19 protein-coding genes are annotated in these 18,479 nt (G+C 66.7%); 11 read left to right on the forward strand and 8 right to left on the reverse strand.

Annotation, left to right across the window (positions count from 1 at the left end):
• Nucleotides 1–6: 6 nt before the first annotated feature.
• The 6 genes from CFB50_RS12620 to CFB50_RS12650 form a co-directional block, all read right to left on the reverse strand.
• On the reverse strand, nucleotides 7–1,551 hold the full coding sequence (locus tag CFB50_RS12620; protein ID WP_069248476.1) for a 2-isopropylmalate synthase: 1,545 nt from the start codon (nucleotides 1,549–1,551) through the stop codon (nucleotides 7–9).
• Between the two features lie 319 nt (nucleotides 1,552–1,870).
• A complete protein-coding gene (gene pssA / locus CFB50_RS12630) occupies nucleotides 1,871–2,743 on the reverse strand; it encodes a CDP-diacylglycerol--serine O-phosphatidyltransferase (protein ID WP_089446117.1) in 873 nt (290 codons plus the stop codon).
• Between the two features lie 15 nt (nucleotides 2,744–2,758).
• A complete protein-coding gene (locus tag CFB50_RS12635) occupies nucleotides 2,759–3,403 on the reverse strand; it encodes a phosphatidylserine decarboxylase (protein WP_039370565.1) in 645 nt (214 codons plus the stop codon).
• A 127-nt stretch (nucleotides 3,404–3,530) separates the two neighbouring features.
• The gene (gene ilvC, locus CFB50_RS12640; protein ID WP_039370562.1) at nucleotides 3,531–4,547 is read right to left on the reverse strand and encodes a ketol-acid reductoisomerase; all 1,017 of its coding nucleotides are present in this window, start codon (nucleotides 4,545–4,547) and stop codon (nucleotides 3,531–3,533) included.
• Between the two features lie 95 nt (nucleotides 4,548–4,642).
• Nucleotides 4,643–5,134 (reverse strand): acetolactate synthase small subunit, encoded by a 492-nt coding sequence (gene ilvN / locus CFB50_RS12645; RefSeq protein ID WP_011352712.1) that lies wholly within the window; start codon nucleotides 5,132–5,134, stop codon nucleotides 4,643–4,645.
• Between the two features lie 112 nt (nucleotides 5,135–5,246).
• The gene (locus CFB50_RS12650) at nucleotides 5,247–7,010 is read right to left on the reverse strand and encodes an acetolactate synthase 3 catalytic subunit (RefSeq protein WP_046544741.1); all 1,764 of its coding nucleotides are present in this window, start codon (nucleotides 7,008–7,010) and stop codon (nucleotides 5,247–5,249) included.
• 355 nt (nucleotides 7,011–7,365) lie between these two features.
• On the opposite strand from CFB50_RS12650, the gene CFB50_RS12655 reads away from it, so the two are divergent.
• From CFB50_RS12655 to CFB50_RS12705, 11 genes are all read left to right on the forward strand, one after another.
• On the forward strand, nucleotides 7,366–7,929 hold the full coding sequence (locus CFB50_RS12655) for an RNA polymerase sigma factor (RefSeq protein WP_011352714.1): 564 nt from the start codon (nucleotides 7,366–7,368) through the stop codon (nucleotides 7,927–7,929).
• Nucleotides 7,926–8,351, forward strand: a complete 426-nt coding sequence (locus tag CFB50_RS12660) for a DUF3619 family protein (protein ID WP_039370552.1) — start codon at nucleotides 7,926–7,928, stop codon at nucleotides 8,349–8,351. The genes CFB50_RS12655 and CFB50_RS12660 overlap by 4 nt, the downstream gene beginning before the upstream one ends.
• Before the next feature lie 26 nt (nucleotides 8,352–8,377).
• Nucleotides 8,378–9,142, forward strand: coding sequence for a DUF3106 domain-containing protein (locus CFB50_RS12665; protein ID WP_089446118.1), 765 nt, complete (start codon nucleotides 8,378–8,380; stop codon nucleotides 9,140–9,142).
• A 6-nt stretch (nucleotides 9,143–9,148) separates the two neighbouring features.
• A complete protein-coding gene (locus CFB50_RS12670; RefSeq protein WP_089446119.1) occupies nucleotides 9,149–9,655 on the forward strand; it encodes an RDD family protein in 507 nt (168 codons plus the stop codon).
• Nucleotides 9,656–9,880: 225 nt separating this feature from the next.
• A complete protein-coding gene (locus tag CFB50_RS12675) occupies nucleotides 9,881–10,819 on the forward strand; it encodes a UDP-2,3-diacylglucosamine diphosphatase (RefSeq protein ID WP_069248481.1) in 939 nt (312 codons plus the stop codon).
• Between the two features lie 29 nt (nucleotides 10,820–10,848).
• A complete protein-coding gene (locus CFB50_RS12680) occupies nucleotides 10,849–11,883 on the forward strand; it encodes a glycosyltransferase family 4 protein (protein WP_069248482.1) in 1,035 nt (344 codons plus the stop codon).
• Nucleotides 11,880–12,416 carry a diacylglycerol kinase gene (locus tag CFB50_RS12685; protein WP_069248483.1) on the forward strand — a complete coding sequence of 179 codons (537 nt, stop codon included), beginning with the start codon at nucleotides 11,880–11,882 and terminating at the stop codon, nucleotides 12,414–12,416. The genes CFB50_RS12680 and CFB50_RS12685 overlap by 4 nt, the downstream gene beginning before the upstream one ends.
• A gap of 205 nt (nucleotides 12,417–12,621) precedes the next feature.
• Nucleotides 12,622–13,380, forward strand: a complete 759-nt coding sequence (locus tag CFB50_RS12690; RefSeq protein ID WP_069248484.1) for a TetR/AcrR family transcriptional regulator — start codon at nucleotides 12,622–12,624, stop codon at nucleotides 13,378–13,380.
• Nucleotides 13,377–13,958: a TIGR00730 family Rossman fold protein gene (locus CFB50_RS12695; protein ID WP_069248485.1), complete on the forward strand. Its 582-nt coding sequence runs from the start codon at nucleotides 13,377–13,379 to the stop codon at nucleotides 13,956–13,958. Before CFB50_RS12690 ends, CFB50_RS12695 begins: the two co-directional genes overlap by 4 nt.
• Before the next feature lie 22 nt (nucleotides 13,959–13,980).
• Nucleotides 13,981–14,742 carry an SDR family oxidoreductase gene (locus CFB50_RS12700; RefSeq protein ID WP_089446120.1) on the forward strand — a complete coding sequence of 254 codons (762 nt, stop codon included), beginning with the start codon at nucleotides 13,981–13,983 and terminating at the stop codon, nucleotides 14,740–14,742.
• A 229-nt stretch (nucleotides 14,743–14,971) separates the two neighbouring features.
• Complete coding sequence (locus CFB50_RS12705; RefSeq protein WP_089446121.1) at nucleotides 14,972–16,864, forward strand: ArnT family glycosyltransferase; 1,893 nt, start codon at nucleotides 14,972–14,974, stop codon at nucleotides 16,862–16,864.
• 185 nt (nucleotides 16,865–17,049) lie between these two features.
• On the opposite strand, the gene CFB50_RS12710 is transcribed toward CFB50_RS12705, so the two are convergent.
• On the reverse strand, nucleotides 17,050–17,667 hold the full coding sequence (locus CFB50_RS12710) for a DUF924 family protein (RefSeq protein ID WP_089446122.1): 618 nt from the start codon (nucleotides 17,665–17,667) through the stop codon (nucleotides 17,050–17,052).
• Nucleotides 17,664–18,395, reverse strand: a complete 732-nt coding sequence (locus CFB50_RS12715; RefSeq protein ID WP_089446123.1) for an alanyl-tRNA editing protein — start codon at nucleotides 18,393–18,395, stop codon at nucleotides 17,664–17,666. The genes CFB50_RS12710 and CFB50_RS12715 overlap by 4 nt, the downstream gene beginning before the upstream one ends.
• Nucleotides 18,396–18,479 lie beyond the last annotated feature (84 nt).

The raw sequence follows: 18,479 nt of genomic DNA on the forward strand, positions 1-18,479 counted from the left end.
CTGCGCTTATGAACGCTGCGGATTGACCTTGTCGTCCTTCGAATGCAGCTTGTTCAGTGCGGAGATGTACGCCTTCGCGGATGCGGCGACGATGTCCGGATCGGTGCCGACCCCGTTGACGATCCGCCCGCTCTTCGACAGACGGACGGTCACTTCGCCCTGCGCCTGCGTGCCGGTCGTGATCGCGTTCACCGAGTACAGCAGCAGCTCGGAACCGCTGCCGACTTCGCTCTCGATCGCATTGAACGTCGCATCGACCGGACCGTTGCCGCGCGCCTCGCCGGTCACTTCCTTGCCCTCGACCCCGAACACGACCTTCGCGTGCGGCTGCTCGCCCGTTTCCGAGTGCTGCGACAGCGACACGAACTTGAAGTGCTCCTGCTCGTGCGCGAGCGCCGACTCCTCGGACACGATCGCGATGATGTCTTCGTCGAAGATCTCGGCCTTGCGGTCGGCCAGATCCTTGAAGCGCATGAACGCGGCATTGAGTTCGCTCTCGCTGTCGAGCGCCACGCCGAGCTCCTGCAGGCGCTGCTTGAACGCGTTACGGCCCGACAGCTTGCCGAGCACGATCTTGTTCGCGGTCCAGCCCACGTCTTCCGCGCGCATGATCTCGTAGGTGTCGCGCGCCTTCAGCACGCCGTCCTGGTGAATGCCCGACGCGTGCGCGAACGCGTTCGCGCCGACCACCGCCTTGTTCGGCTGCACGACGAAGCCGGTGATCTGCGACACGAGCTTCGACGTCGGCACGATCTGCGTCGTGTCGATGCCGACGTCGAGGCCGAAGTAGTCCTTGCGCGTCTTCACGGCCATCACGATTTCTTCGAGCGACGTGTTGCCCGCGCGCTCGCCGAGACCGTTGATCGTGCACTCGATCTGACGTGCGCCGCCGATCTTCACGCCGGCGAGCGAGTTCGCCACCGCCATCCCGAGGTCGTTGTGGCAGTGCACCGAGAAGATCGCCTTGTCCGAGTTCGGGATGCGTTCGCGCAGCGTCTTCACGAGGTTGCCGTACAGCTCCGGCACGCCGTAGCCGACCGTGTCGGCGATGTTGATCGTCGTCGCACCTTCGGCGATCACGGCTTCCAGCACGCGGCACAGGAAATCCATGTCGGAGCGGCTGCCGTCCTCCGGCGAGAATTCGACGTTGTCGGTGAACTTGCGTGCGAAGCGCACGGCGAGGCGGGCCTGCTCGAACACCTGGTCGGGCGTCATCCGCAGCTTCTTCTCCATGTGCAGCGGCGACGTCGCGATGAACGTGTGGATCCGGAAGCTCTCGGCCGGCTTCAGCGCGTCGGCCGCACGCTGGATGTCCTTGTCGTTGGCGCGCGCCAGCGAGCAGATCGTGCTGTCCTTTATGAGACCGGCGATCGTATGGATCGCGTCGAAATCGCCGTTCGAGCTGGCCGCGAAGCCGGCCTCGATCACGTCGACCTTCATCCGCTCGAGGTGCTTCGCAATGCGGATTTTCTCTTCCTTCGTCATCGACGCACCGGGCGACTGTTCGCCGTCACGCAACGTCGTATCGAAAATGATCAGCTTGTCTGTCATGGGGGGCTCCAGGGCTCTTTATACGGAAGTCAAACGTAACGAGATCGCGCCACCGCTGGCGACGCTCAACAACAGACGAGGCTTGACGGGGGGCGAGAACGGTCAGCGCGGCAGGCGCGCCAAAGCTAGCGCGCGTAGCGGCGCACCGGCTAGAAGGAGGGAGAGGCGGGAAAATGCAGTCATGCCGAAGACTATAGCGGCATTCCGTTGGGTGCGCAATCGGACGGCACCCCGGGTTTCCGGCCGCACGGGCCGAACCGGGGACAAATGAAAACGGCGGCCCCGAGGCCGCCGTTTCCGGGCACAGAATGCGCGTGCGTCAGTGATCGCGCTGCGACGAGCGCGCCGGATTCGCGCGCCCGCGGATGGCCATGTAGCCCCAGAACACGTAGCCGGACAGCCCGTACAGCACGAACAGGCAGAACAGCATCAGCGGCGGATCGGACGAGACGAGCACGAACGCGACGACGACCAGCAGGATCGCCGCGAACGGCACGCGGTGCCGCACGTCGAGCGCCTTGCCGCTGTAGAACGGCGCGTTCGACACCATCGTCACGCCCGCGTAGATCGTCAGCACGAACGCGACCCACGGCAGCCAGCCGAGCTTCAACGGCACGCGGTTGTCGGTGGCGAGCCACACGAAGCCCGCGATCAGCGCGGCGGCGGCCGGGCTCGGCAGCCCCTGGAAGAATCGCTTGTCGACGACGCCGATGTTCGTATTGAAGCGCGCGAGGCGCAGCGCGGCGCCCGAGCAGTACACGAACGCGGCGAGCCACCCCCAGCGGCCGAGATCCTTCAGCACCCACTCGTACATCACGAGCGCGGGCGCGACGCCGAACGACACCATGTCCGACAGGCTGTCGAACTGCTCGCCGAACGCGCTCTGCGTATGCGTCATGCGTGCCACGCGCCCGTCCATCCCGTCGAGCACCATCGCGACGAAAATCGCGATCGCGGCGATCTCGAAGCGCACGTTCATCGCCTGCACGACCGCGAAGAAGCCGCAGAACAGCGCGGCAGTCGTGAACGCGTTCGGCAGCAGGTAGATGCCGCGCGTCTTCAGGAACCGCTGGCGCGCGGCGCGGCGGCTCTCGATGGGCCCCGATTCGGGCGCCATCACCTTGTTGCGGCGGAACGGACGTGGCGTCTGGCCGGCGCCGTTGCGCGGCCGACGCGGTTTGAATGCGGCCATCGTGCGCCCCGCCGCTTACTGTTCGAGTTCGGCGAGGATCGTCGACGACGCGTAGACCTTCTCGCCGATCGACACCTTCGCGCGGCTGCCGAGCGGCAGGTACACGTCGACGCGCGAACCGAAGCGGATGAAACCGTAGCGCTGGCCGCGCGACAGCGGTTCGCCCGCGCGCACGTAGCAGAGGATCCGGCGTGCGACGAGGCCGGCGATCTGCACGGCGGTCACGGTCTTGCCGCTCGCCGTCTGGATCACGACCGCATTACGCTCGTTCTCGGTCGACGCCTTGTCGATCGCCGCGTTCAGGAACGCACCCGGGAAGTACTCGACCTTGGAGATCGCGCCATCGACCGGCGAACGCTGCGAATGGACGTTGAAGACATTCATGAACACGCTGATCTTCAGCGCTTCGCGGTTGGCGTACGGGTCCTGCGTGGTCTCGACCGCGACGATGCGGCCGTCCGCCGGGCACAACACCGCGTTCGGCTGCGCCGGGATCGGACGCTGCGGGTCGCGGAAGAACTGGACGACGAAGACGAGCAGCAGCCAGAACGGCCACGCGAAGCCGAAGCCCCCGACAGCATGGATCAACAGCGCGATGACGGCTGCAATCGCGATGAACGGCCAGCCTTCGCGCGCGATGATCGGATGAGGATAGTTCATGGATTCGTTCTGTGTTCGGTGAATTGCAAAGCCCGTAGGATAGCAAAAGCCGCCCGGGGCACTGCTGCCTTCGGGCGGCTTTTTGGTACCGGCCCTCTATTCGAGGGGCCGGAACAGCACGCGGTGCTTAGTTCTTCGACTGGTCGACGAGCTTGTTCTTCGCGATCCACGGCATCATCGCGCGCAGCTTCGAGCCGACTTGCTCGATCTGGTGCTCTGCCGTCAGGCGGCGACGCGACTGCAGCGTCGGCGCGCCGGCCTTGTTCTCAAGAATGAAGCTCTTCGCGTACTCGCCCGTCTGGATGTCGGTCAGGCACTGCTTCATCGCCTTCTTCGTCTCTTCCGTGACGATGCGCGGGCCCGTCACGTACTCGCCGTACTCGGCGTTGTTCGAGATCGAGTAGTTCATGTTCGCGATGCCGCCTTCGTAGATCAGGTCGACGATCAGCTTCAGTTCGTGCAGGCACTCGAAATACGCCATTTCCGGCGCGTAGCCTGCTTCGACCAGCGTCTCGAAGCCGGCCTTGATCAGCTCGACGGTACCGCCGCACAGCACGGCCTGCTCGCCGAACAGGTCGGTTTCGGTTTCTTCGCGGAAGTTGGTTTCGATGATGCCCGCACGGCCGCCGCCGTTCGCTGCCGCATACGACAGCGCGATGTCGCGCGCCGCGCCCGACTTGTTCTGCGCAACCGCGATCAGGTGCGGCACGCCGCCACCTTGCGAGTACGTGCCGCGAACCGTATGGCCCGGTGCCTTCGGCGCGATCATGATCACGTCGAGGTCGGCGCGCGGGATCACCGCACCGTAGTGGACGTTGAAGCCGTGCGCGAATGCCAGCGCTGCGCCCTGCTTGATGTTCGCGTGGACTTCCTTCGCGTACACGTCGGCGATCTGCTCGTCCGGCAGCAGCATCATCACGACGTCGGCGCTCTTTACCGCTTCCGCGACTTCCTTGACCGACAGGCCTGCGTTTTCGGCCTTGCTCCACGACGCGCCGCCCTTGCGCAGGCCGACCGTCACGTTCACGCCGCTGTCCTTCAGGTTCAGCGCGTGTGCATGGCCTTGCGAGCCGTAGCCGATGATCGTGACTTGCTTGCCCTTGATGAGGGAGAGGTCAGCGTCTTTGTCGTAGAAAACGTTCATGATGGTTCCTTCGCTAATTCAAAAATTCAACAATTCGTTCGGATGGAGTACTGCGGGCCGGGACATGACGGCGCACCCGGCGTGCCTGTCTGGCATCACACCTTCAGGATGCGCTCGCCGCGTCCGATGCCGGAGCTGCCGGTGCGCACGGTCTCTAGGATCGCGCCCGCGTCCAGCCCCTGGATGAATGCGTCGAGCTTGTCGCTCGCGCCCGTCAATTCGATCGTGTAGGTCTTTTCGGTCACGTCGATGATGCGGCCGCGGAAAATGTCCGCCATCCGCTTCATTTCTTCGCGCTCCTTGCCCACTGCACGGACCTTGATCAGCATCAGCTCGCGTTCGATGTGTGCACCGTCGGTCAGGTCCACCACTTTCACCACCTCGATCAGGCGGTTCAGATGCTTCGTGATCTGTTCGATCACGTCGTCGGAGCCAATGGAAACGATGGTGAGCCGCGACAGCGATTGGTCTTCGGTCGGCGCCACCGTCAAGGTTTCGATGTTGTAGCCGCGTGCGGAAAACAGACCGACCACGCGCGACAGCGCGCCCGGTTCGTTCTCCAGCAGGACGGAAATGATGTGTCTCATGTTCGCTTCTTCCAGAATGTGTCCGTGTCGATTCACTCGCGCCGCGCGCTGCCGCGTGCCGCGCCGCCCTTCGTGAAGGCGGCCGCATCGGGCTCAGGCGCGCGTCGCGCCGTTACAGATCTTCCGATCCGAGCAGCATCTCGGTGATGCCCTTGCCGGCCTGTACCATCGGCCAGACGTTTTCGGTCGGATCGGTCTGGAAGTCGAGAAACACGGTGCGGTCCTTCAGGCGCAGCGCTTCCTTCAGCGCCGGCTCCACATCCGAGGTCTTTTCGATCCGCATGCCGACATGGCCGTACGCTTCGGCGAGCTTCACGAAATCAGGCAGCGCATCCATGTACGAATGCGAATAGCGCTTGCTGTATTCGATCTGCTGCCACTGGCGAACCATGCCGAGATAGCGGTTGTTCAGCGAAATGATCTTCACGGGCGTGTCGTACTGCAGGCAGGTCGACAGTTCCTGGATGCACATCTGGATCGAGCCTTCGCCCGTGATGCACAGCACGTCGTCGTCCGGGTGCGCCATCTTGACGCCCATCGCTGCCGGCAGGCCGAAGCCCATCGTGCCGAGGCCGCCGGAGTTGATCCAGCGACGCGGCTTGTTGAAACGGTAGAACTGCGCCGCCCACATCTGGTGCTGGCCGACGTCCGAGCACACGAACGCATTTCCGTCCGTCAGCTCCCACGCCTTCTCCACCACGTACTGCGGCTTGATGATCTCGCTTTCGCGGTCGTATTTCAGGCAGTCCTTCGAGCGCCAGCCCTCGATGTCCTTCCACCATTGCGCGAGCGCCTCGGTGTCGGGGCCATGCTCGGCCGTCTGCAGCTGCTCGATCAGCTCCTTCAGCACTTCCTTCACGTCGCCGACGATCGGGATGTCGACCTTCACACGCTTCGAGATCGACGACGGGTCGATGTCGATGTGGATGATCTTGCGCGGACGCGACGCGAAGTGCGCCGGATCGCCGATCACGCGGTCGTCGAAGCGGGCACCGATCGCGATCAGCACGTCGCAGTGCTGCATCGCCATGTTCGCTTCGTAGGTGCCGTGCATGCCGAGCATGCCGAGGAATTTCTTGTCCGACGCGCGATAGCCGCCCAGGCCCATCAGCGTGTTCGTGACCGGGTAGCCGAGCAGGTCCGCGAACTGGTTCAGTTCACGCGACGCGTCGGCGAGGATGATGCCGCCACCCGTGTAGATGTACGGGCGCTTGGCCGTCAGCAGCAGCGACACGGCCTTGCGGATCTGGCCCGAATGGCCCTTCGTGACCGGGTTGTACGAACGCAGCGACACGCTCTTGACGGGCTCGTATTCGCACGGCGTCTTCGAGATGTCCTTCGGGATGTCGATCAGCACCGGGCCCGGACGGCCGGTGCGGGCGATATAGAACGCCTTCTTGACGGTTTCCGCGAGGTCGCGCACGTCCTTCACGAGGAAGTTGTGCTTCACGCACGGGCGCGTGATGCCGACGGTGTCGCACTCCTGGAAGGCATCCTGGCCGATCGCGGCCGTGGGCACCTGGCCGCTGATCACGACCATCGGGATCGAATCCATGTACGCCGTGGCGATGCCGGTCACCGCGTTGGTGACACCGGGGCCCGACGTCACGAGACAGACGCCGACATTGCCGGTGGAACGCGCATACGCATCGGCTGCGTGCACGGCCGCCTGTTCGTGGCGCACCAGCACGTGCTGAATCTTGTCCTGCTTGTAAAGCTCGTCGTAGATGTAGAGTACCGAGCCGCCGGGGTAGCCCCAGATGAATTCGACGTTTTCATCGGCCAGTGCCTTCATGAGCACGGTACCGCCGATGGAGTCGCTATCGGGAGGGGAAAGGGGTTCCGACGTGGAGAATTCCGCGCTGGGCATGTTCATTTTGACCTTTCGAATTTTCGGCAAAAAATTGATCGGGTGCTCTCTGCCGGGCTTGTGGCTCGGGTTCAAGCGGCGCGTCCAGTTTGAAGGGCAGGCTTCTTGGGCCAGCCTCAAATGAGACCATCACTTCATGTTGCGAATCATTGACGATAGCGGGTCGCGATTGGGTCGTCAAGCAAAATATCCCGCAGCGCATCATGGGCGCCGCCCGGCACCCCGCCGCCGCGGCTCGCGCGCAACGTGCGGCGGCCAACCCGGTGCCAAGCGGCGCAAAAATTTGATAGCATCCGCGGGTTTTACGAAATTTTTCGACCTTTTACACCACGCAGCGGCCCGCAGCGCATACCTTCACGGAATGGCATCAGACAAGGAACTCGCCGACTTTCTGGCGGGCGTCGAAAGGCGCGCGTTCAAGCAGGCTGCGTACGCCGTGCGTGACGACGATGCGTCGCTCGACATCGTGCAGGACGCGATGATCAAGCTTGCCGAGAAGTACGGCGACCGGCCGGCGGCCGAGCTGCCGCTGCTTTTTCAGCGGATCCTGCAGAACGCGATCCACGACTGGTTCCGCCGGCAGAAAGTCCGCAACACGTGGGTCACGCTCTTCTCGTCGCTGAACAACAGCGACGACGACGACTTCGACCCGCTCGAAACACTCGAATCCGCGGACGACAACGCGGGCGTCGAGAGCAGCGAGCACCGCCTCGAACGAGAGCAGGTTCTGGCCCTGATCGACGAAGAAATCCAGAAACTTCCGGCGCGTCAACGGGAAGCGTTCCTGATGCGTTATTGGGAAGATATGGATGTCGCCGAGACTGCCGCCGCAATGGGGTGCTCCGAGGGCAGCGTGAAGACGCACTGCTCGCGGGCCACCCACACGCTGGCGCACGCGCTCAAGGCCAAAGGAATCACGCTATGAGCTCCGCTCCCGCAAATCGAGAACACGAATTCGCGTTGAAGGTGCGCCGCGCGCTGGACGAGCGCGCGGCCGACCTGCCAGCCGCGACCACCGACCGTCTGGCTGTCGCCCGCCGGGCTGCGCTCGCGCGCAAGAAGCCCGAAGCCGCGACCGTGCCGGTGTTCGTGCCGGCCTTCGCCGGCGCGGCCGGTGCGTACGGCACGGCGCCCGCGAGCCGCCCGCAGGCGTCGTTCGCGCGCCGCCTGCTGCGCGCGTGGCCGCTGGCCCTGCTGCTCGCCGGGCTCGTCGGCATCGCCTACTGGGAAGACATGCAGCGCACGGCCGAACTCGCCGACATCGACGCGGCGATGCTCAGCGACGACCTGCCGCTCAACGCGTATCTCGATCACGGGTTCAACGCGTATCTGTCGCGCGCTCACTAACAGACAATAACGAGGGGATCGCACGGGTGAGTCAGAAGCGCGGCCTGGCCGTATTTTTCGGATGCGTAATCGCGATCGCCGTTTCCTACGTCGCCACTTATCCACGATTCCACCCGGCCCCCGCGACGACCACCGCCGCGGTCAGCAGCCCTGCCGCGCCCGCATCGGCCGCGACCGGGCTGACCACCGAACTTCCCCCGCTGCCCCTGCCCCTGCCGCTGCCGGCCGCTACCGGCCCGTTGTCGTGGGCGCGCCTCACACCGGCACAGCACGCGGCACTCGCGCCGTTCGCCGACCAATGGGACGGCTTCAGCGACGCCCGCAAGCGTAAATGGCTGAAGATCGCATCGCGTTTCGCGAAGTTGACGCCCGATGACCAGAAGCGCCTGCAGGACCGGATGACCGAATGGGCCAAGATGACGCCCGAACAACGCCGCGTCGCGCGCGAGAACTACCAGAGTGCGAAGGAGCTTTCCGCGCAGGCGCGCGAGCGTGCGTGGAAGGCATACCAGCAACTCCCCGAAGAGCAGAAGGAACGTCTCGCGGCCGCCGAGCGCCGCCGCCGGCCGAGCGTCGTCAGTGCGCCGCCGACCGTCGCCGACCGAGACGTGCGCCGCCTCGTCAATTCGCACGAACACCCGGCAAGCGGCCCCGCCACCGCACCGGCGCCCGTCTCGGCCGCCGTCGCGCCGCCGGTGCCCGCATCGTCGACGGCCGGCACCGCTTCCGCGCCGGCTGCCGTGGCGCCAGTGTCGCCCGCCGACGCGCCCTCGCTGTTCAAGGGCTCCTGAGCGCCCGTGGCGAACGCCCACGCACCTGAAACCCCGGCCGCCGCGCCGTCCGTGCGGCGGCGTCTCGCCGCGCTGCTCTACGAAGGCGTGCTGCTGTTCGGCGTGGTGTTCTTCGCCGGGCTTGCGTTCAGCCTCGCGACGCAGCAACGCAACGGCCTCGTCCATCACAACCTGCTCGCCGCCTGGATCGCGCTCGTGGTCGGCGCGTACTTCGTCTGGTTCTGGACCCACGGCGGCCAGACGCTGCCGATGAAGACGTGGCGGCTGCGGCTTGAATCGTCGAGCGGCCGGCCGCTGAGCACGGGCCACGCGCTCGTCCGCTATGCGCTCGGCTGGCTGTGGTTCCTGCCGCCGCTCGCGCTGCATCCGCTCCTCGGCCTGTCGGTACCCGTCACGCTCGCGCTCACCGCCGCATGGATCGCCGCATGGGCCGGCGCCGCGCGACTGCACGCCGAGCGCCAGTTTCCGCACGACCGGATCGCCCGCACGCGCGTCGTCGCGATACCGCGCTGACGCGTCGCATTCACCAGACGAAAGCACCGCGCCGAAGCGACTCCCGCCCGGCCCGACAGCCTTGCCGGACAATGGTCGGCTGTTCCGTACGGCACGTTACACAACGCCCCGTCATTCACTGCTAAACACCCTGCAGCGGTCGTAATAAGAACGTCTCGTGACTGTCATGGCACAGTCACGCCCGCATGGCGGAATGCCGGTAATGTCAACCGGCGCGAGTCATGCATGGGCCAGAAAACGTCCGCGACCTCCCTGTTCCGTCACCCCATCGGCGCCCGCGCCGCCACAGCTTTCCTGTCCGGTTCTGCCGCAACCGACGGGCTGGTGTCGCAAGACCCGCCTGCCGGGCACGCCACGCAGCATGACGACCCCGACTCGTCGGCCCACCGCTACCGCACCATCTGGCTGTCCGACATCCACCTCGGCTCGAGCGGTTGCCAGGCGCCGTACCTGCTCGACTTCCTGCGCCACAACGATTCGGAGTACCTGTACCTCGTCGGCGACATCATCGACGGCTGGCAGCTGAAGAAGGGCTGGTACTGGCCGCAGGCGCACAACGACGTCGTGCAGAAGATCCTGCGCAAGGCACGCAAGGGGACGCAGGTCGTCTACATCCCCGGCAACCACGACGAAGGCGCGCGGCAGTTCTGCGATCTCGCGTTCGGCGACATCCAGGTGCGCGGCGAGGCGTTCCACACGACGCTCGCGGGCAAACGTTTGTGGATCGTGCACGGCGACCTGTTCGACGGCGTGATCCAGCACGCGAAATGGCTCGCGTACCTCGGCGACACGCTCTACACGCTGATCCTCGTGCTGAACCGCTGGTTCAACCGGATCCGCAGCCGGCTCGGCTTCCAGTACTGGTCGCTGTCGCAGTACCTGAAGCACCAGGTCAAGAACGCCGTCAACTTCATCTCCCAGTTCGAGACCGTGATGACCGACGAGGCGCGCCGCCGCGGCTGCGACGGCGTCGTGTGCGGCCACATCCACAAGGCGGAGATCCGCGACATCGACGGCGTGCTGTACTGCAACGACGGCGACTGGGTCGAAAGCCTGTCCGCACTCGTCGAAACGATGGAAGGCGAACTGAAGATCGTCTACTGGACGGTGATGCGCACCGCACCGACGGAGACCACGTCGCGCAAGGCCAAGGCCACTGCCTGACACACCCCTACTTACAGGACAAAGCCGCGATGAAGATCATGATCGTCACCGACGCGTGGGAACCGCAGGTCAACGGCGTCGTGCGCACGCTGAAGAGCACGTCGCGCGAACTCACCGCGCTCGGCCACCGCGTCGAACTGCTGACGCCGCTGGAATTCCGCACGGTGCCCTGCCCGACCTACCCGGAGATCCGCCTGTCGATCCTGCCGTACCGCAAGCTGCGCGCGCGGATCGATGCGTTCGCACCCGACGCGCTGCACATCGCGACCGAAGGCCCGCTCGGCCTCGCGGCGCGACGCTACGCGCGTTCGCGCAAGCTGCCGTACACGACCGCGTACCACACGCGCTTTCCGGAATACGTGCAGGCGCGCTTCGGCATCCCGCTCGCCGCGACCTACCGCTTCCTGCACTGGTTCCACGGCCCGTCGCTCGCGGTGATGGCGCCGACGCCGGTCGTCAAGCAGGACCTCGAGAAATTCGGCTTCACGAACGTCGTGCTGTGGACGCGCGGCGTCGATCTCGACGTGTTCCGGCCGATGGAATCGAAGGTGCTCAATACCGCGCGGCCGATCTTCCTGTACGTGGGCCGCGTCGCGATCGAGAAGAACGTCGAGGCATTCCTGCGCCTCGACCTGCCCGGCTCGAAGTGGGTCGCGGGCGAAGGCCCCGCGCTCGCGGAGCTGAAGTCGCGCTATCCGGAAGCAAACTATCTCGGCGTGCTATCACAGGCCGAGCTCGCCAAGGTGTATGCTGCGGCCGACGTGTTCGTGTTCCCGAGTCGCACCGACACGTTCGGCCTCGTGCTGCTCGAGGCGCTCGCCTGCGGCACGCCGGTGGCCGCGTATCCCGTCACGGGCCCGATCGACGTGCTCAGCGGCGGCGACGCCGGCGCGATGCACGAGGACCTGCAGGAAGCCTGCCTCGAGGCGCTGAAGATCGAACGCACCACTGCGCGCGCGTGGGCCGAACGCTTCTCGTGGCGCGCGGCATCCGAGCAGTTCGCGTCGCATCTGAAGCCGCTGCCGAAGACCGCGTACTCGCCAGCAGAAGGTGCCGCCGTTTGAAACGAGACCTGAACGACAAAATCCCGCCCCCAGACGCAACGCCGCAACGGCACCGCCCATTCGACGAGGAAGAGCCGCACGCCGACGCGGACGTGCACGCGCACGAGCCGCTCGGCCCCGACGATCGGCTCGCGCCGCTGCCGCCGAACCCGTACAAGCGCCATCGCGGCATCACGCGCGCCTGGTACGCCCTCAAGCATTCGCTGAACGGCTTTCGCGTGGCGATCCGCGAGGAGAGCGCGTTTCGCCAGGAGCTCACGCTCGCCGCGCTGATGCTCCCGGTCGGCGCGTTCGCACCGGTGCCGGCGGCATCGCGCGCGCTGCTGATCGCGTCGGTGCTGCTCGTGCTGATCGTCGAGCTGCTGAACTCGAGCGTCGAGGCCGCGATCGACCGCATCTCGCTCGAGCGTCACGAACTCTCGAAGCGCGCGAAGGACCTCGGCAGCGCAGCCGTGACGGTCGCGCTGTTCGCATGCGTGACGACGTGGGGCTTCGTGCTCGGACCGGTCGTCGCACGCTGGCTCGGCTTCTAGACGGCTGCCCCGCGGGTACCGGGCGCACCACCCGCCTGCGGCGCTGCACCATGCGCCGCGCGGGGCGGCGATCACGAAATGCCCCGATGTGGCGGAACCCCGGTTTATAATCGTCCGCTAGACATAGAACAGCAACCCGCGCCGGACGAATCACGCAGCATCGATTGCAGCGCCCGCCAGTCCGGCACACACAGGGCCGGACGACATGGAAGCGAAACCTCCCCGCCGCACCCGCGAACGGATTCTCGAGTTGTCGTTGAAACTCTTCAACGAGATCGGCGAGCCGAACGTCACCACCACGACGATCGCCGAGGAAATGGAAATCAGTCCAGGCAACCTGTACTACCATTTCCGCAACAAGGACGACATCATCAACAGCATCTTCGCGCAGTTCGAACAGCAGATCGAACGGCGGCTGCGCTTTCCCGAAGATCATCGTCCGACGATCGACGAAACCTGGTCGTACCTGCAGTACATGGCCGATTTCATGTGGACCTACCGGTTCCTGTATCGCGACCTCAACGACCTGCTCGCCCGCAACCGCACGCTCGAGACGCACTTCAAGCAGATCATCAGCCACAAGGTGCGCTTCGCGCGCGATATGTGCGAGCTGCTCGTGTCCGACGCGGAAATGGTCGCCACGCCCGCCGAGATCGAAGTCATTGCCACCAACATGGCAGTGATCTCGACCTACTGGCTGTCGTATCAGTACGTGATGCATCCGCGCAAATACAACGACCAGGACGCGATCCGCGAGGAACTGCACCAGGTCAGCATGCACGTGATCTCCGTGATGGCGCCGTACCTGCGCGGCCGTTCGCGCCAGCTGTTCGACGACCTGGTCTCGGGCAAGCTGCCGAAGCGCCAGTTCACCGACTACCTGCCGCCGCGCGACGGCTCGCCGCGCCCCGCCGACAGCCCCGTCGTCATCGGGCAGGCACCCGCCAAGGATTCCAAGCAATGAAGGCAGTCTGCGTTTACTGCGGCTCGTCGCCCGGCGTGCGGCCCGTCTATGCCGATGCCGCGCGCGCATTCGGTCGCGCACTCGTCGATGCGGGCCTCACGCTCGTCTACGGCGGCGGCCGGGTCGGCCTGATGGGCGTGATCGCCGACGAAGTGATGGCGGCCGGCGGCCGTGCGGTCGGCGTGATCCCCGAACTGCTCGTCGACAAGGAAGTCGGCCATACGGGGCTGTCGGAACTGCACGTCGTGCCCGACATGCACCACCGCAAGAAGATGATGGCCGATCTCTCCGACGCGTTCGTCGCGATGCCCGGCGGCGCCGGCACGCTCGAAGAGCTCTTCGAAGTCTACACGTGGGCGCAGCTCGGCTATCACCGCAAGCCCGTCGCGGTCTACAACATCGATTCGTTCTACGATCCGTTGATCGCGCTGCTGCGCCATACGGTCGACGAAGGCTTCATGCGTCCGGCCTATTTCGATGCCCTGTGCGTCGAATCCGAGCCCGTCGCGCTGATCGAGCGGCTGCGCCGCTACCAGCCGCCCGCCCGCGACAAGTGGGCGCCCGACGCCGCGAAGTAACCGTCACCGGAAACCGCACGCCATGACCGCACCGTCCGATCGCAAGGCCGTCCTCATCACCGGCGCGAGCCGCGGCATCGGCCGCGCGACCGCCGTGCTCGCGGCCGAACGCGGCTGGGACGTCGGCATCAACTACGCGCGCGACGCGGCGGCGGCCGAACTCACCGCGCAGGCCGTGCGCGACGCGGGCGGCCGCGCGTGCATCGTCGCGGGCGATGTCGCGAACGAGGCGGACGTCATCGCGATGTTCGACACCGTGACGGCCGCATTCGGCCGCATCGACGCGCTCGTCAACAACGCCGGCATCGTCGCGCCGTCGATGCCGCTCGCCGACATGCCCGCCGATCGGCTGCGGCGGATGTTCGACACCAACGTGCTCGGCGCGTACCTGTGCGCGCGCGAAGCGGCGCGCCGGCTGTCCACCGACCGCGGCGGCCGCGGCGGCGCGATCGTCAACGTGTCGTCGATCGCCTCCCGGCTCGGCTCGCCGAACGAATACGTCGACTATGCGGGGTCGAAAGGCGCGGTCGACTCGCTGACGATCGGTCTCGCGAAGGAACTCGGCCCGCACGGCGTGCGCGTCAACGCGGTCCGCCCCGGCCTGATCGAGACCGACATTCACGCCAGCGGCGGCCAGCCGGGCCGTGCGGCCCGCCTCGGCGCAACGACCCCGCTCGGCCGCGCGGGCGAAGCGCAGGAGATCGCCGAAGCGATCGTCTGGCTGCTGGGCGACGCGGCGTCCTACACGACCGGCGCCCTGCTCGACGTCGGCGGCGGCCGGTAATTCCGCACTGCGGCGCATCAAAAACCGCCGCCCGAAGCAATCCGTCGTCCCGACACCACAAATCTCCACAATTCCGTGACACGAACGGTAATCCACCGTAACAATTCCGTGGTCTACTAGCGGATATTCAGACAGGTGTCATAAACACCTGCCCATTGGCCCTTGATGTGGCCCCAATCGGTCCTGCCCATGTCGCCGGACCGGCTCGACTCGACCCGAGACTCCTTCCATGCCTGGAACCGCAGCGCCCAGCCGGCGACGCACGTCTGTGCCCGCTCCGGCCCAGCACACCCACTCGACCGCCGACGCCGACCTCACCGCCACGCTCGACGCCGCCGGCACGCCCGTCGTCGCCTCGAGCGCCGCCACCCGCACGACGCGCGAACGCTCGCGCCTGCTCGGCTGGCGCACGTGGCTGTTCGTCGCCGCGCTGATCTGCGCGTATACGCTGCCGGGCGTGCTCGGCCACGATCCGTGGAAGCAGGACGAAACCTACACGTTCGGCATCATCCAGCACATGCTCGAGACCGGCGACTTCGTCGTGCCGACCAATGCCGGCCTGCCGTTCATGGAAAAGCCGCCGCTTTACGCGTGGGTCGCGACCAGCCTCGCATGGCTGCTGCAGCGCGTGATGCCGCTGCACGACGCGGCCCGGCTCGCGAGCGCGCTGTTCGCCGCACTTGCATTCGGCTTCATCGCGCGCGCGGCGCGCGTCGCCAGCCGCGCAGACTCCTGGTTCGACCTGCGCGTGATCGGTCCCGTCGTGCTGAGCGCCGGCACGCTCGTCGTCATCAAGCACGTGCACGACATGATGACCGACGTCGCGCTGTTCGCCGGCACGGCAATCGCGTTCTGCGGGCTGCTCGAACTCGTGATGCAGCACGTCGCGCGCGCGCAGCAGATGCGGCACGGGCTGCCGGTCCGGCCGTCGGGCCGCTGGGCCGCGCCGATCTTCGGCGCGGGCGTCGGCATCGCGCTGATGACGAAGGGGCTGTTCGTGCCGCTCGTGTTTGCAGCCACGCTCGTCGGCGCGCTGGTGCTCTATCCGGCCTGCCGCACCCGCGCGTTCGCGCGCTCGCTCGGTGTCGCCGCACTGGTGTTCGCGCCGTTCGCGCTCGTCTGGCCGACCGCGCTGTTCCTGCGCTCCGAGACACTGTTCATGACGTGGTTCTGGGATAACAACGTCGGCCGCTTCTTTGGTTTCTCCGTCCCCGAACTGGGCGCGGAAAACGACAAGCCGTTCTTCATCCTGCGCGCGTTCCTGCTCGTCGGCTTCCCGGTCGCGCCGCTCGCGATCGTCGCGCTCGCGCGGGGTGCGTGGCGCGACTGGCGCACGCCGCGCATCGCGCTGCCGGTGATGTTCACGGTCATCGGGCTCGTCGTGCTGCAAGTGTCCGCGACGTCGCGCCAGCTGTACATCCTGCCGTTCTTCGCCCCGCTCGCGCTGGTCGCCGCGCAGGCCATCGGCCGCCTGCCGCGCCAGCTGCATCTCGCGTGGGATTACCTGAGCCGCATCCTGTTCGGCACGGCCGCCGCGCTCGCGTGGGCCATCTGGGCGGTGATGGCCGATCCGGCCGCGTCGCGCAAGGATGTCGCGCTGCTCGGCCGCTGGCTGCCGCTCGACTGGACGATGCCGATCGAACCCGCGCTGGTGATCGGTGCGCTCGCGCTGACGGTCGGCTGGCTGACGCTGCTGCCAAAGCTGCGCACGACCGGCGTCTGGCGCGGCGCGCTGTCGTGGGGCGCCGGCGCACTCGTCGCATGGGGGCTCATTTACACGCTGCTGCTGCCGTGGCTCGACGTCGCGAAGAGCTACCGCTCGGTGTTCGACGACCTGAACGCGCACCTCGCGCTCGAATGGAACGACGGCGACTGCATGGCGAGCCTGCACGGGCTCGGCGAATCGGAAGCGCCGATGCTGTACTACTTCTCCGGCATCCAGCACACGCCGATCGCCGACGCGAAGACGACGCGCTGCACCTGGATGATCGTCCAGGGCGTGCGGGCCGTCGATCCGGCGCCCGGCGACGAATGGAAACTGTTCTGGACGGGCGCCCGCCCGGGCGACAACGAGGAACTGCTGCGCGTGTACGTGCGCACGCCCGAACAGCACGCGGAGTAACGCGGGGAGGCCCGGCGCGCCGCCGTGCTTGCCCTCATGCCGGGCGTGGAGCGGTGAGCGCCACCGCCCGAGCAGCGAACCGCCATCCGGAAATACGCGCCGCCGACCGGCGCCCCTTGCCGCCTCCGTGCCCGCGTGACGCCGTGGGCCGCCCTCCTCCCCGCGTCACGCCGCTGCTCGAATCGTCAGAACGAGGAACCGGGCTCGCGAAGAAACGCCGTCTCCTCGTCGCTCGATACCCGACCAAGAATCGCGTTCCGGTGCGGAAAGCGGCCGAAGCGCTCGACGACGGCCGCATGCAGCAACGCGAAGCGGTGATAGCTCTCGCATCCTGCCTCGTCCCGGATGCCCGCGCACAGGCGCACGGCCTCACGCTGGCTCTCGACCGACTCGTCGTGCTCGAACGGCAGATACGCGAACGCGCGGTGATGCCCGCTCGGCAACCGCGCGTCCCAGCCGGCCGCGACGACGCGGCGCGCGAGCGCGAGCGCCTTCGAATCGGCGGCAAACGCGCGCGGCGTGCCGCGATGGATGTTGCGCGAGAACTGGTCGAGCACGACGATCAACGCCAGTGCCCCCAACGGCGAGCCTGCCCAGTGATCGCAAGCGCCGTCGCACGCGGCGTCGAGCAAAGCGCCGTAGCGCGTGCGCAGCACGTCGTCGAACGCCGCGCCACCGTTGAACCAGACCTTGCGGTCCTGCCCGAATTCGGCCGAGCCCGGCTCGCCGAACCAGAAATCCAGAATCTCCCGCGCTTGCGGATCGAGCGCCGCCGCGCCCGCGTGGGTAGTGTCAATCGTCATGCAAACTCCAGTACGAGGCGCCGGGTGCGCGCGCTCTTCTTTTCCAGTTTCGCGACCCGCAGCTCGCCGATTTCGGACGTATTGCGCACATGCGTGCCGCCGCACGGCTGCAGGTCGACCTGCTCGATGCGCAGCAGCCGCACGCGGCCGAGGCCCATCGGTGGCTTCACGCTCATCGTGCGCACGAGATCCGGCCGTGCGGCCATCTCGTCGTCGGTGATCCATTCGGTCGTGACCGGGTGCGCGCCGTCCACCAGGCCGGCGAGGCGCCGCTCGACGTCGTCGCGGTCGATTGCGTCGGACGTCGCGAAATCGAGCCGCACGTAGTCGGCCGTCACGCTGCAGCCGTCGACCGCATACGGCAGCACCGCGCACATCAGGTGTGCCGCGGTATGCAGCCGCATGTGACGATAGCGGCGCAGCCAGTCGATCTCCGCAACCACGCGCGTGCCGGGCTCGAGCGTCGCGACGCTCGCCTCCTGCCCCGGTGCGGGCACGTGCACGGCGTCGTCGGGCGTCGCGCCGTCGAACTTGGCCTTGCGCGTATCGGCAATCGTGATCGTGCTGCCGTCGGGCAGCGTCAGCGTGCCGGTGTCGCCGGCCTGGCCGCCGCCGAGCGGATAGAACACGGTGCGGTCGAGCCGGATGCCGTCGTCGCCGACGGCCAGGACGACCGCATCGCATTGCGTGAGGTACGCGTCTTCGCGAAACAGCGCTTGTGTCGTCATCGGGCGAGCCTCGTATCGATTGGGAAAGCGGCCAGTGTCGCGCCGCGCGGCGCGCGCGCCCAGACGCAGATCGCCCCGCGCGCG

The sequence above is a fragment of the Burkholderia sp. AU33423 genome, assembly GCF_002223135.1.
Classification (GTDB): Bacteria; Pseudomonadota; Gammaproteobacteria; order Burkholderiales; family Burkholderiaceae; genus Burkholderia; species Burkholderia lata_D.

What these genes read in the sequence shown, in the direction of transcription:
- pssA (WP_089446117.1), bottom strand. Translation starts at nt 2,743, where the DNA reads ATGGCCGCATTCAAACCGCGTCGGCCGCGCAACGGCGCCGGCCAGACG.
- CFB50_RS12710 (WP_089446122.1), bottom strand. Translation starts at nt 17,667, where the DNA reads ATGACGATTGACACTACCCACGCGGGCGCGGCGGCGCTCGATCCGCAA.
- CFB50_RS12690 (WP_069248484.1), top strand. Translation starts at nt 12,622, where the DNA reads ATGGAAGCGAAACCTCCCCGCCGCACCCGCGAACGGATTCTCGAGTTG.
- ilvC (WP_039370562.1), bottom strand. Translation starts at nt 4,547, where the DNA reads ATGAACGTTTTCTACGACAAAGACGCTGACCTCTCCCTCATCAAGGGC.
- CFB50_RS12705 (WP_089446121.1), top strand. Translation starts at nt 14,972, where the DNA reads ATGCCTGGAACCGCAGCGCCCAGCCGGCGACGCACGTCTGTGCCCGCT.
- ilvN (WP_011352712.1), bottom strand. Translation starts at nt 5,134, where the DNA reads ATGAGACACATCATTTCCGTCCTGCTGGAGAACGAACCGGGCGCGCTG.
- CFB50_RS12655 (WP_011352714.1), top strand. Translation starts at nt 7,366, where the DNA reads ATGGCATCAGACAAGGAACTCGCCGACTTTCTGGCGGGCGTCGAAAGG.
- CFB50_RS12675 (WP_069248481.1), top strand. Translation starts at nt 9,881, where the DNA reads ATGGGCCAGAAAACGTCCGCGACCTCCCTGTTCCGTCACCCCATCGGC.
- CFB50_RS12660 (WP_039370552.1), top strand. Translation starts at nt 7,926, where the DNA reads ATGAGCTCCGCTCCCGCAAATCGAGAACACGAATTCGCGTTGAAGGTG.
- CFB50_RS12620 (WP_069248476.1), bottom strand. Translation starts at nt 1,551, where the DNA reads ATGACAGACAAGCTGATCATTTTCGATACGACGTTGCGTGACGGCGAA.
- CFB50_RS12650 (WP_046544741.1), bottom strand. Translation starts at nt 7,010, where the DNA reads ATGAACATGCCCAGCGCGGAATTCTCCACGTCGGAACCCCTTTCCCCT.
- CFB50_RS12680 (WP_069248482.1), top strand. Translation starts at nt 10,849, where the DNA reads ATGAAGATCATGATCGTCACCGACGCGTGGGAACCGCAGGTCAACGGC.
- CFB50_RS12635 (WP_039370565.1), bottom strand. Translation starts at nt 3,403, where the DNA reads ATGAACTATCCTCATCCGATCATCGCGCGCGAAGGCTGGCCGTTCATC.
- CFB50_RS12700 (WP_089446120.1), top strand. Translation starts at nt 13,981, where the DNA reads ATGACCGCACCGTCCGATCGCAAGGCCGTCCTCATCACCGGCGCGAGC.
- CFB50_RS12695 (WP_069248485.1), top strand. Translation starts at nt 13,377, where the DNA reads ATGAAGGCAGTCTGCGTTTACTGCGGCTCGTCGCCCGGCGTGCGGCCC.
- CFB50_RS12715 (WP_089446123.1), bottom strand. Translation starts at nt 18,395, where the DNA reads ATGACGACACAAGCGCTGTTTCGCGAAGACGCGTACCTCACGCAATGC.